Annotated in this window: 10 protein-coding genes and 1 tRNA gene; 3 read left to right on the top strand and 8 right to left on the bottom strand. The window is 59.7% G+C overall.

The features are described from left to right. The first annotated feature begins 169 nt into the window (after positions 1-169). Positions 170-1,576 carry a nucleobase:cation symporter-2 family protein gene (locus AB5Y85_RS15345; protein WP_257687585.1) on the top strand — a complete coding sequence of 469 codons (1,407 nt, stop codon included), beginning with the start codon at positions 170-172 and terminating at the stop codon, positions 1,574-1,576. A gap of 63 nt (positions 1,577-1,639) precedes the next feature. On the opposite strand, the gene AB5Y85_RS15350 is transcribed toward AB5Y85_RS15345, so the two are convergent. The 3 genes from AB5Y85_RS15350 to AB5Y85_RS15360 form a co-directional block, all read right to left on the bottom strand. Then, complete coding sequence (locus AB5Y85_RS15350; RefSeq protein ID WP_257687586.1) at positions 1,640-3,436, bottom strand: M3 family oligoendopeptidase; 1,797 nt, start codon at positions 3,434-3,436, stop codon at positions 1,640-1,642. Between the two features lie 123 nt (positions 3,437-3,559). Continuing rightward, on the bottom strand, positions 3,560-4,480 hold the full coding sequence (locus AB5Y85_RS15355; RefSeq protein WP_257687587.1) for a DUF808 domain-containing protein: 921 nt from the start codon (positions 4,478-4,480) through the stop codon (positions 3,560-3,562). A gap of 1 nt (position 4,481) precedes the next feature. Then, on the bottom strand, positions 4,482-4,622 hold the full coding sequence (locus tag AB5Y85_RS15360; RefSeq protein WP_193558099.1) for a hypothetical protein: 141 nt from the start codon (positions 4,620-4,622) through the stop codon (positions 4,482-4,484). A 251-nt stretch (positions 4,623-4,873) separates the two neighbouring features. Here AB5Y85_RS15360 and AB5Y85_RS15365 point away from each other — a divergent pair, with 251 nt between their 5' ends. Further along, on the top strand, positions 4,874-5,476 hold the full coding sequence (locus AB5Y85_RS15365) for a DUF924 family protein (RefSeq protein WP_257687588.1): 603 nt from the start codon (positions 4,874-4,876) through the stop codon (positions 5,474-5,476). A gap of 68 nt (positions 5,477-5,544) precedes the next feature. On the opposite strand, the gene AB5Y85_RS15370 is transcribed toward AB5Y85_RS15365, so the two are convergent. The 5 genes from AB5Y85_RS15370 to AB5Y85_RS15390 all read right to left on the bottom strand — a co-directional run bounded on the left by AB5Y85_RS15370 (position 5,545) and on the right by AB5Y85_RS15390 (position 10,900). After that, the gene (locus AB5Y85_RS15370) at positions 5,545-7,164 is read right to left on the bottom strand and encodes a methyl-accepting chemotaxis protein (RefSeq protein ID WP_257687589.1); all 1,620 of its coding nucleotides are present in this window, start codon (positions 7,162-7,164) and stop codon (positions 5,545-5,547) included. Positions 7,165-7,268: 104 nt separating this feature from the next. Continuing rightward, positions 7,269-8,528 (bottom strand): dicarboxylate/amino acid:cation symporter, encoded by a 1,260-nt coding sequence (locus AB5Y85_RS15375; protein ID WP_005334018.1) that lies wholly within the window; start codon positions 8,526-8,528, stop codon positions 7,269-7,271. Between the two features lie 204 nt (positions 8,529-8,732). After that, entirely contained in the window at positions 8,733-9,164 is a 432-nt protein-coding gene (locus AB5Y85_RS15380; RefSeq protein ID WP_307772306.1) for a hypothetical protein, read from the bottom strand. 203 nt (positions 9,165-9,367) lie between these two features. Then, positions 9,368-9,444, bottom strand: a tRNA-Pro gene (locus tag AB5Y85_RS15385). Positions 9,445-9,556: 112 nt separating this feature from the next. Continuing rightward, positions 9,557-10,900, bottom strand: coding sequence for a dihydroorotase (locus tag AB5Y85_RS15390; protein ID WP_005353068.1), 1,344 nt, complete (start codon positions 10,898-10,900; stop codon positions 9,557-9,559). A gap of 80 nt (positions 10,901-10,980) precedes the next feature. On the opposite strand from AB5Y85_RS15390, the gene AB5Y85_RS15395 reads away from it, so the two are divergent. Then, positions 10,981-11,846: 6-pyruvoyl tetrahydropterin synthase family protein (locus AB5Y85_RS15395; protein ID WP_368221719.1), on the top strand; the 866-nt coding region annotated here is incomplete at its 3' end.

The following is an 11,846-nucleotide window of genomic DNA, read 5'->3' on the forward strand; positions in this document are numbered from 1 at the left end:
AGCGGCGTTGTGCATGTTTTGTGCACTGACCCGTGCAGCACCGGATCCCTCTCACTACTGCCGAGGGATCTGGCACCTCTGTCAATACACGAGATCAATGACCGGGAAAGCTGCGGCTTTCACTATCTTGCCTGTAGCAGTTGCGCGGGCTTCAAGGAGTGATCTGTTCATGAACGAGACCAATCCCCCCTCCCCCCGACCGGATGCGCGCAAGCGCCCGGTGGATGAAGTGGAGCGCATGCTCCCCATGGGCCAACTCTTTACCCTGGGCCTGCAACATGTGCTGGTGATGTACGCCGGCGCCGTGGCGGTGCCACTGGTGATTGGCGGCAGTCTGGGGCTGCCCAAGGAGCAGATCTCCTACCTTATCAGTTCGGATCTCTTCTGCTGCGGCATCGTCACCCTGCTGCAATGTGTCGGGATTGGCCGCTTTGCCGGGATCCGGCTGCCGGTCATCATGTCGGTCACCTTTGCCGCCGTGATGCCCATGCTGGCCATCGGAGCCAACCCGGATCTGGGGCTGACGGGCATCTTCGGCGCCACCATCGCCGCCGGTATCATCTCGACCCTGCTGGTGCCGCTGATAGGTCGGCTGATGCCGCTCTTCCCCACCGTAGTGACCGGGGTGGTTATCACCTCCATCGGGATCAGCATCATGCAGGTGGGGATCGACTGGATGGCGGGGGGCAAGGGTAATCCGGAATATGGCAGCCTGCGCTATATCGGCACCAGCTTTCTGGTGCTCGTCTTTATCCTACTGGTGACCCGCTTCACCAAGGGCTTTTTCAGCAATATCTCGGTGCTGCTCGGGATCATCTTCGGTTTCGTGGTGGCCATCGCCATGGGCGAAGTAAGCCTCGATGGCCTCGGCGAGGCAGCCTGGTTTGCCCCCATAGTGCCGTTCGCCTTCGGCTGGCCCACCTTCGATCCCATCTCCATCGCCACTCTGACGGTGATCATGCTCATCACCTTTATCGAATCCATGGGGATGTTTCTGGCCCTTGGCGACATCGTCGGCCATCCGGCCAGGCGCGGTGATATCGTGCGCGGGCTGCGGGTGGATGGCATCGGCACCATTATTGGTGGGATATTCAACAGCTTCCCCCACACCTCGTTCTCCCAGAATATCGGTCTGGTGAGCGTGACCGGAGTATCTAGTCGCTGGGTCTGCGTGATGTCGGGGGGGATCCTGCTCGCCTTTGGCCTCATCCCCAAGATGTCGGTGCTGGTCGCCTCCATACCGCCCTTCGTACTGGGGGGCGCCGGTATCGTCATGTTCGGTATGGTGCTGGCCACCGGTATTCGCATCCTGGCGCGCACCGATTACAACAGCAACCGTCACAACCTCTATATCGTCGCCATCAGTCTCGGAATTGGCATGATCCCGACGGTCTCCGGGAATTTTTTCCAACAGCTTCCGGCGCAGCTACAACCGCTTTTTCATAGCGGTATCCTGCTGGCCACCATCAGTTCGGTGCTGCTCAACCTCTTCTTCAACGGCTATCAGCCGGATCTGACTCACCAGACCCGTCCCCTGTTCGTTGGTCCCATCAAACCGCAACAAAAGCAGGCATAACAAACAGGCCCCCGGACAGCGAGACTGTCCGGGGGCCTGTTGTTCATATCACCGCTGACCCAATCAGGCAGGCAACTGCGCGAAGCGTTCTACCGCCTGCGCTACTTGTGCCAGACTCCCCTGCCAGAAGGCGGCCTCACGGATATCCTGCCCCAGATGCTTGGCTACCAGATCTTCGGCGCTCATCCGGCCGGTATCGCGCAACAAGGCGCGATACGCCTCGGCCACGCCCTCTTCCCCCGCCGCCTTGCGGCTCATCAACTGCTGATAGACCCCGAGGCTGAACAGATAACCGAACAGATAGGGGTAGTTGTAAAAGCCCAGCCCCGCAATGGAGAAGTGCGCCTTGGCCGCCCAGAACATGGGGTGATAGCGGGTCAGGCTCCCCTCATACCAGCGTCCCCACGCCTCGTCAGTCAACGCCTTGAGCCGCTCTGCCGACACATAACCCTGCGCCCGCTCGGCCACCAAAGCCTGCTCGAAATCGAAGCGAGCCGGGATATTGACCAGGAAGGTGGCCGCGCCGTCGGCCTCGGCCCAGGCGATGGCCAGCTGCTCTTCCGGGCTTTGCGCCTGCTCGAACAGGGCGCTGCGCACCAGGGTTTCGGCGAAGATGGAGGCGGTCTCCGCCAGCGTCATGGGGTAGCTGCGCTGACTCATCGGCAGATCGCGGATCACCCAGTTGTGCCAGGCGTGGCCCAGCTCATGGGCCAGGGTAATGACGTTATCCATGGTGCCGGCATAGGTAACGAAGACCCGCGGTTCGACCGGTTCGGCAAACTTGGTGCAGTAGGCGCCGGTGCGGCGATTTGGCGTGGGCGCCGCATCAATCCACCCCTTCTCGGCCATCATGCGGGCAAACGCCCCCATCTCGGGATCGAAACGGCTAAAGGCATCGGCAATCAACTCGATCGCCTCATCAAAAGAAATGTCACGGCTGCTGGAAGCTGGCGGCGGCGCAAAGAGATCCTCCGGCCCCAAATCGTCGAGTCCGAGCCGTTCAGCCATCAGCCCCAGCGCCCGCTGACCCAACCCACGGGCTCGCCAGGTTTCGCTCATCAGGGCATCGAGGGTGGCGCGCTCGATATGGCTCTGGTGGCAGGAGAGATCCAGCGCATCGAGCACACGGGTTTTACCGCGCTGACGGGCCAGTTCCAGCCGCCAGCCGTTGAGGGCATTGAGGATAGCGGCAACCGTCTCCTGCTCCCCTTCCCAACCGGCGCTGATGGCATCAAAGGCTTCTAAACGCAGCGCACGTATCGGGCTGGAGAGCAGATTGCTCGCCTCGGCCAGCCCCATCTCGCGGCCATCGATCACCAGCCGGATCTTGCCCACCAGATCGTTGTAGAGGTTGCCCCAGGCGTGCAGACCATCGGTGCCCAGACCGATCACCAGCTGCTCCGCCGCCACCGGCAAGCGCTGATCCTGCAAACGACGCTCGTGGCGCAGGCGGTACGCCTCCTCGCCGAGCAGCGGATCCGCCATCAGCGCGGCGAATTTCTCTTCCGGTAACGCCAGCATCAGATCTTCCACCGGCGCCAGGGTCTTGAACAGATCGGCGTTGAGGGCGCGGGCACGGGACGCCAGCTGTTTGGCCTGCGGATCCCGCGCATCCTGACTGCCGCGGCAGGCGGCCAGAATGGCGACGTTCCAGCCGATATGGCGAATATCATGGGCGCGCAGCCGCACTTCCCGCAAGAAATCCAGCAGCGCAGCGTCATCGCCGCGCACCCCGTCCAGACCCGCCATATAGCTGGCCAGCTCTTCCAGCGCGTGGCGGGCTGCGCGCATGTCCGCTTCCAGCTCGGTGCTGTCGAGGCCCGGGTAGATATGGTCGTTATTCCACTGTTGTTGATACATAACTTCTCGCAAAGGCCTTTATCGGGAGGCGCAGCAGACCTGCGGGCAGCAAGTCAGAGACCGAGCGTCCCGCTGGCCAAAAAATGAAGAGAGGAAAAAAGAGAAAATGGCCCGCAAGCTCGCTTATACCTTGGCCGGGGCAAGACGGCTCACCAGCGTCATCACAGCAACCAGCAGCAGACCCGCCACCACACCAGCCACGGCGTTGAGCAGGGTCGGCGTCACCGCCGCCAGTACGGCCCCCACTGTGGGCAGGGTGGCAACAACAGCGGCTGCACCTTCAATCAGGTGATGGGCAAAGGGCCAGCCATGCACCAGAATGCCGCCGCCCACCATGAACATGGCGATGGTGCCGACCAGTGCCAGCAGGTGCATCAGACGGGGCGCAGTCACCAGCAGTCCCTGCCCCACCGCGCGGCGCAGGGCGCTGCCATCAGGCTTTTGCAGCAGATGCAGACCGATGTCATCGAGCTTGACGATCAGCCCCACCAACCCGTAGACCCCGATGGTCATCAGCAGGGCGATACCTGCCACTACCGAGAGCTGCAGCGCGAGGCTTGCTCCCTGTACCGTGCCAAGGGCGATGACGATGATCTCGGCAGAGAGAATAAAATCGGTGCGAATCGCCCCTTTTACCTTCTGCTGCTCGAAGGCTACCAGATCATCGGGAATGGGGGCTGTATGTGCCTCACCCTCGCTCACTTCATGGGGCAGGAACTTGTGGGCCAGCTTCTCGGCCCCCTCAAAGCAGAGGTAGGCGCCTCCCAGCATCAAGAGTGGCGTGATAAGCCAGGGCACCAGCGCACTGATGGCGATGGCGGCGGGCACCAGAATCAGCTTGTTGCGAAATGAGCCCTTGGCCACCGCCCACACCACCGGCAACTCCCGCTCGGCGCGCACCCCGGAAACCTGCTCCGCGTTGAGGGCCAGATCATCCCCCAACACCCCGGCAGTCTTCTTCGCCGCCATCTTGGTCATCAGTGCCACGTCATCAAGCACGCTGGCGATATCGTCGAGCAGGGCCAACAAACTGGTTCCAGCCATATCAAAGATCCCTTATATCAGTGAGAAACGTCTTCCCGAAAAATGTCTCGCTCTTGTTCACCACGACCTTGGTCATCAGCGCCACGTCATCAAGCACGCTGGCGATATCGTCGAGCAGGGCCAACAAACTGGTCCCGGCCATATCAAAGATTCCTTATATCAGTGATAACAACCCCGGGAGAGAGGTGTAAGTCCCGATAACCATCAGGGTCAACAGGACCACCTCATGGCGATCGCAGGCCATCATCGGCCGAGCCAAAAATCCGGCGCTCGCCATCGGGGGGTTACGCCTTTCGGGCAAAAGATGGCACAGTGTAACGAGAAGCCGCCGTTTCGGCAGCACCCCTGAGCCATTTGTTCCTGGTTCCCTCTGAATCACCTCAAGGAGTTCCCATGCAACCCTGGCAACCTCTGCTCGATTTCTGGTTTGGCGACGAAGCCGATGATGTCCTGCGGGCCACACGGCAAGCCCCTCTCTGGTGGGGGAAAAGCAGCGAAACGGATGCCCTGCTGGCCAAGCAATTTGGCGCGCAAGCAGAGGCGGCCGCCAACGGGGAGCTGGCCGACTGGGCCGATCTGCACCACGGCAGGCTGGCGCTGATCCTGCTGCTTGACCAGCTGCCCCGCAATATCCATCGCGGCACGCCTGCGGCCTTTGCCCAGGATCCGCTGGCAAGGGATCTCTGCCTGAAAGGGCTGTCCATCGGGGCTGACAAATCCCTCTCGCCACTGGAGCGGGTCTTCTTCTATCTGCCGCTAGAGCATGCCGAATCCCGCGAACAACAAGTCCGAAGCGTGTCCCTGTTCGAGGCACTCGCTGCCGAGCAGGCTGGCACACCGGCGCAAGCAACGTTTGCCGGATTTGCCGACTTTGCCCGCCGCCATCAGGTGATCATCGAACGCTTTGGCCGCTTCCCCCACCGCAACGACATTCTGGGTCGCACCAGCACACCGGAAGAGGCGGCATTTTTGCAGCAACCGGGCTCAGGCTTCTAAGCAAGCCATATAAAAAAATCCCCGCCAGCTGGCTGGCGGGGATAGCGGATGGATAACAACCGTCGGCGTTACTGAATGCGATAGCGGGATATCTGCTGGTGGATGCTCTCGGTGGTGACATTGAGCTCCTCGGCTGCGGCAGAGGTCTCCTCTGCTGTGCTGCTGGTTTGCTGCACGACCTGAGCTATCTGCTCCACCTGATGAGCAATCGACTCGGCGGCCGAGCTCTGCTCGCGGATGGCATTGGTGATCTCGCCCACCTGCTCCATCACCCGGTGCGACGCACTGCGGATTTCGGCAATAATGGCGCCACTCTCGGTCGCCATGGTGACCCCCTGGCTCACCTTCTCCTCCACCAGATGCATGCGGGAGACCGTATTGTTCGACTCCTGCTGGATCGCCTCTACCGTGGCGGAGATCTCCTGGGTGGATTGCGCCGTCCGCTCTGCCAGTTTGCGCACCTCATCCGCCACCACCGCAAAGCCACGGCCGGACTCCCCGGCCCTCGCCGCTTCAATGGCCGCGTTCAAGGCCAGCAAGTTGGTCTGCCCCGCCACATCACGGATCACGTTGACCACACCGCCAATGCGCGAAATGCCCTCACCCAGCGCAATGACCTCGGCCGAGGCCTGCCGAATGGAGTCGGCGATCTCGTTGATGGCATGAACGGTGCGCTCGATGGTCCGGCCCCCTTCGGTCGCCAGTTGCCCCGACTCGTTGGTGATGCGGCTCGTCTCCTGAGTGCGCTGGGAGATATCTGTAATGCTGACCGTCATCTCTTCCACACCGGCGGCTATCAGACTGGTGGCATCATTGGCCTGATTAGCCGAGCTGGCCAGGTGTTGCGCTGCCTGAGAGAGGGATTCGGCGGTGCTCTTGATCTGCAAGCTGCCTACGGAAAATTCGGTAAATGTCTGTTGCAGCGTATCGAGCAGCCGGTTGACCGCATTGAGGGTCAGGCCAATCTCATCCTGCTGTTTCACATCTGCTCTCAGGGTAAAGTTGAGGTCACGCTGGATCCGGGTCAGGGTGTCCATGGCGGTGCGAAGGGGATTGGCCACCTGATTGAACAACCAGACAAACAGCCCCATCGTCAGTACGGTGGCACCACCGGCGATAAACAACAGGGTTTGCAGGCTGCTGTCGTAGTTCTCCTGGCCCTGCTTCTTGAGCGCCAGTCCCAAATCCATATTGAAGTTGACGTGAAGCTCGATTGCCTTGGCAAACTGATGGAACAGTCTGGAAGCTTCTCCTGCCAGCATGTCTCGCGCTTCGTCGTTTTTGTTTTGGTGGGAGAGCTGCAGAACCTTGTCTATCTCCTGATAATATTGCGCGATAATGCGTTGATCATCGTCGGTCAGGCGTCGGTCTTCGTCATTGGAGAGCATCTCTGCTTTATATTTCTCCAGTTGCGAATTGATCTGTTTGCGATGCTCGGCAATATCGGCTTCTATCTGCTGCATCTTGCCATCATCGGTATTGAGAATGTGACTTTGCACTCGGGAGTGCAGCTCATAAAACGCAGCCTGCACCTCCTTGATCAGCGCAATACTGGGCACCGTATTGTCCGTCACATAGCTCAAGTCTCGATTGCCAGCCCCAAGGCGGTTGATACTGAACCAGCTGAGGAAAACAAGCGCCAGCATAACCAGCAGCGCTATCAGTTGAAGCCGACGAGCAATGTTCATAACCGTACACTCCAGATGAAAACTATCTAGCAGTGTAGACGAGCCATAAACAACAACGGCCCGCATTGGCGGGCCGTTGTTGTTTATTTTTCATGGCGTTGTGATCAGGCTTTGGCTGGCTCACTCTCGCCCAGCGCGACGGTTTCACCCAGACTGTCTTCGGTCTTGGCCACCACGCTAGCGGCGATGGCGTTGCCCAGCACGTTGGTGGCAGAGCGGCCCATGTCGAGGAAGTGGTCGATCCCCAGCAGCAGCAGGATACCCGCTTCCGGAATATGGAACTGGTTCAGGGTGGCGGCAATCACCACCAGAGAGGCGCGCGGTACCCCGGCCATCCCCTTGGAGGTGACCATCAGCAGCAGCAGCATGGTGATCTGCTGGGCCATGGAGAGCTCGATGCCATACGCCTGGGCGATGAACATCACCGCGAAGGTGCAGTACATCATGGAGCCGTCGAGGTTGAAGGAGTAACCCATCGGCAACACGAAGCTGGCAATGCGCTTGTCACAACCGAACTTCTCCAGACGATCCAGGGTCTTCGGATAGGCCGCTTCGGAGCTGGCGGTCGAGAAGGCCAGCAGGATGGGTTCGCGGATCATCGCCAACAGCTTGATGACGCGACCACGCAGGAAGACGCTGCCCATGGCGATCAGCAGCAGCCAGAGACAGGCCAGCGCAATATAGAACTGGGCCATAAAGCTGCCGTAGGTAACCAGAATACCCAGCCCCTCTTTGGCCACCATGGCGGCGATGGCGCCAAACACCGCGAACGGCGCAAAGTTCATCACATAGCCGGTCACTTTCAGCATGATCTCGGCAGCGCTGGCCATCAGCACCACTACCGGCTTGGCCAGATCGCCGAGCGCGGCGGCAGCCAGACCGAAGAAGAGGGAGAAGACCACGATCTGCAGGATCTCGTTGGTGGCCATCGCCTCGACCACACTCTTGGGGATGGCGTGGGTCACAAAATCTTTCAGGGTAATGGCACCGGCAGCAATGCCCGAGCTGGCGGTGTCATTGGGCAGGGAGAGCGAGAGACCCACACCCGGCTGCATCAGGGTCACCATCACCAGACCCAGGCTCAGGGACATCAGGGAGGCCAGCATGAACCAGCCGAGGGTCTTGGCACCGATACGACCCACGGTGCGGGTGTCGCCCATCTTGGCGATACCGACCACCAGGGTAGTGAAGACCAAGGGAGCGATGATCATCTTGATCAGTCGCAGGAAGATATCGGTCAGGATCGTGATGTTATTGGCGAAATCCGCAGCCTGATCTGCGGCAAACATCCGATAGCCCTGGCCGGTGAGGATGCCAAACATCATGGAGATGAGGATGGCGACCGTCAGTTTATTCATTTTCATGGGGGAGTCCCGGTTTTGATTGGTGCAAGCCGTAAACAGTGGCGTGGGAGCCACTACAGTCCGTTTTTGTGATCCGAGCCGTTGATTCCTGGCGGCTGGTATGCTGGGAGAATGCCTAAAAGCAGGGGGTAAATCTAGAGGCTTTATCCAGAATTTTATCCTGCCATTAGGTGTATGTGATATGGATCTTGCAAACCACCAATATTAATCACCGTTTATTTTGATTTCGGCGAGATATTTCGCATTCAGAGTTCGCTCATCGAGTGCCCGTGGCAACAGGCGAAAAGTGAGCAGCGCCGAGATGGTATGCTGCACCTGCATCTGGGCCATAAAGAGATCCGGTTCATCCTCGTCAAAGCCGAAGATCGGCCGTGATGGGGTCACCCTGACGGCATCACGGTTAATGGTCAGCTCATCGACCTTGAGCCAGGAGTAACCCTCTGCCAATGCCAGCTCCCCTGCCCGCTTGAGCACATATTTGCGGGCGGTCTCCCTGTCCACCAGATCGTTGCCGACAAACTCCAGTTGCCACTTGTCCGGGCCAAGCCGGGTCTGGGAGAAACCGGTCTGGCCGTTCCAGAATGACTTTTCACTCTCGTAAGGGGTGGCGCAGCCCACCAGCAGCAGGGTGAGCATCAGCAGACAACAGGGTTTAGATACGGATGCAGACACGAGAGGCCTCGACAGGCAAATGAGCAACAGAGTTGTTACTACACCATAAAGCGCGGTGGCTCCACAATCTGCTCACGCAAGCCATCACCACTGGCTTCGCGCCTGTGCGGCAAATTGCAGGCAAAAGAAAAGGCCTTGTCGTTTGACAAGGCCTTTTCCGGGGAATTTGGTCGGTGTGAGAGGATTCGAACCTCCGACCCTCTACACCCCATGCAGATGCGCTACCTGGCTGCGCTACACACCGACGGAGTCAGCTCGGCTGACGGGGGCAGAGTTTATGGAGATGACCCTGCCCTGTCAACAGGGAAACACCGTCAATTCCTCGGCCACGGTGCGTTCGCCTGCTTTACGAACAATCAGCGGTTAAAGGTCAGCCGCTTGCCCAGGATCTGGTCAGTCACCTGCCCGTTTTGCCAGGCGATCTGGCCGTTCACCAGCGTCATCTCCACCGTGCTGTGGAAGCGGTAGCCGTTGAAGGGCGACCAGCCACAGTGGTAGAGGATGTTGTCATCGTTGACCACATAGGGCTTGCCCAGATCCAGCAGCACCAGATCGGCGAAATACCCCTCGCGGATATAACCGCGATCCTGCACCTGGAAGCGCTCGGCTACCGCGTGGGAGGTCTTCTTGACGATGGTCTCCAGGGTAAACACGCCGTTGTGGTAGAGCTCCAGCAGCGCCTGCAAAGAGTGCTGCACCAGCGGCACACCGGACGGCGCCTTGAAGTAGCTGTTCTGCTTCTCTTCCCAGGTGTGGGGCGCGTGGTCGGTGGCGATGATGTCGAGCACGTCGTTGCGTACCGCATCCAGCAGTGCCTGCTGGTCGGCGGCACTCTTCACCGCAGGGTTGCACTTGATCAGGCTGCCCTGGGTCTCGTAATCGGCTTCATTGAAGAAGAGGTGGTGAACACACACCTCGGCGGTGATGTTCTTGTCCTTCAGCTCGCTCAGGTCGTGGCTGGCGGTAAACAGCGACAGCTCCTTGGCCGAGGTCAGATGCAGCACGTGCAGCTTGGCACCGTACTGCTTGGCCAACGCCACCGCCATGCTGGAGGATTTGTAGCACGCTTCGTCGCTGCGAATGCGGCCGTGCTCGCCCATCGGCACATTCTCGCCCCACTTGGCCCGTGCTGCCTCTTCCGCCTTGGCGATGGTCGGGGTGTCTTCGCAGTGGGTCACGATCATCACCGGGCTCTCGCGGAAGATGGCCGCCAGGGTCTCCTGATTGTCCACCAGCATGTTGCCGGTCGAGGAGCCCATAAACACCTTGACCCCGCAGGATTGCTTGGGGTCGAGACGCTTGATCTCTTCAAGGTTGTCGTTGGTGGCGCCGAGATAGAAGCTGTAGTTGGCGACGGAGGAGTTGGCGGCGATCTGGTATTTGGCTTCGAGGGCGTCGAGGGTGGTGGTCTGGGGATTGACGTTGGGCATTTCCATGAAACTGGTGGTGCCACCGGCGACGGCGGCGCGGGATTCGCTGGCGATAGTCCCCTTGTGGGTCAATCCCGGCTCCCGGAAGTGGACCTGATCATCGATCATTCCGGGGATGAGATGGCGACCTGCGGCATCGATAACCAGCGCATCGGGCGCCTCGATATCCGGGGCGATGCGGGCAATCCGTTCCCCCTCGATCAACACATCGGAGGCATAGATACGGCCTTCGTTGACCAAGGTGGCATTCTTGATAAGCAGTTTGTTCATGGGGGGTTCCAGTTCCTTTGCCGATAATCGCGGGTCATAATAGCGCAAAACTGCCCTTTCTCTGTAGCAAGGCCTGACTGATGAAGTTATTTGTAAGAGATTTGACCGTGATCGACTCCAGCTACCTCTGCGAACGCCGCGGCATGGTGGGCGAGAGCTGGCTGGTAGATATCGAAATGAGCGGTGAGCTCAACGAAATGAGCATGCTGCTGGACTTTGGCCGGGTAAAGAAGCTGATCAAATCGATCATCGATGAAGAGGTGGACCACAAGCTGCTGGTGCCGACCGAGTGCCCGCTGATCCACGTCGAGACACTGGATGGTGACGAAAGCACAGTGGATCTGCTGCGCCCGGGTCGCTCCATCCATCTGCGCTGCCCATCCCAGGGCTTTGCCTTTATCCCGGCTCCGCAAGTTGATAAAGAGTCGGTGACCCGCTACCTGCTGGCGGTACTGGCCAAACGGCTGCCGGGCAATATCAAGGATCTCTCCCTGACCCTGCGTCAGGAGGCGATCACCGGCGCCTTCTACCACTACAGCCATGGCCTGAAAAAGCACGATGGCAACTGCCAGCGTATCGCCCACGGCCACCGCTCTCCCATCGAGATCCATGTCGATGGCGAGCGCGACCAGGAGCTTGAGCTCAACTGGGCCGAACGCTGGGGCGATATCTACCTTGGCACCGAGGAGGACAAGGTGGCGCTGACCGAGCTCGCTTTGAGCCCTCGCGCCAATGCCCAGCTTGGCGAGCATCACTGCGGCTTCAAATATGTGGCGCCGCAAGGGCTGTTCCAGCTGGCCATCCCCACCGCCGAGGTGGAGATGATCGACACCGACACCACGGTCGAGCTGCTGGCCTGCTATATCGCCCGCGAAGTGAAGAAGATGGTGGGCGACAAGTTCGTCAAGATTGTCGCCTATGAAGGGGTCGGCAAGGGCGCGATTGC

Source organism: Aeromonas sp. R3-1 (assembly GCF_040908345.1).
Taxonomy (GTDB): domain Bacteria; phylum Pseudomonadota; class Gammaproteobacteria; order Enterobacterales; family Aeromonadaceae; genus Aeromonas; species Aeromonas veronii.

Coding starts and splice junctions, on each gene's coding strand:
- AB5Y85_RS15350 (WP_257687586.1), bottom strand. CDS start 3,436: ATGTATCAACAACAGTGGAATAACGACCATATCTACCCGGGCCTCGAC.
- AB5Y85_RS15380 (WP_307772306.1), bottom strand. CDS start 9,164: ATGCTCACCCTGCTGCTGGTGGGCTGCGCCACCCCTTACGAGAGTGAA.
- AB5Y85_RS15355 (WP_257687587.1), bottom strand. CDS start 4,480: ATGGCTGGAACCAGTTTGTTGGCCCTGCTCGACGATATCGCCAGCGTG.
- AB5Y85_RS15390 (WP_005353068.1), bottom strand. CDS start 10,900: ATGAACAAACTGCTTATCAAGAATGCCACCTTGGTCAACGAAGGCCGT.
- AB5Y85_RS15375 (WP_005334018.1), bottom strand. CDS start 8,528: ATGAAAATGAATAAACTGACGGTCGCCATCCTCATCTCCATGATGTTT.
- AB5Y85_RS15360 (WP_193558099.1), bottom strand. CDS start 4,622: ATGGCCGGGACCAGTTTGTTGGCCCTGCTCGACGATATCGCCAGCGTG.
- AB5Y85_RS15345 (WP_257687585.1), top strand. CDS start 170: ATGAACGAGACCAATCCCCCCTCCCCCCGACCGGATGCGCGCAAGCGC.
- AB5Y85_RS15370 (WP_257687589.1), bottom strand. CDS start 7,164: ATGAACATTGCTCGTCGGCTTCAACTGATAGCGCTGCTGGTTATGCTG.
- AB5Y85_RS15365 (WP_257687588.1), top strand. CDS start 4,874: ATGCAACCCTGGCAACCTCTGCTCGATTTCTGGTTTGGCGACGAAGCC.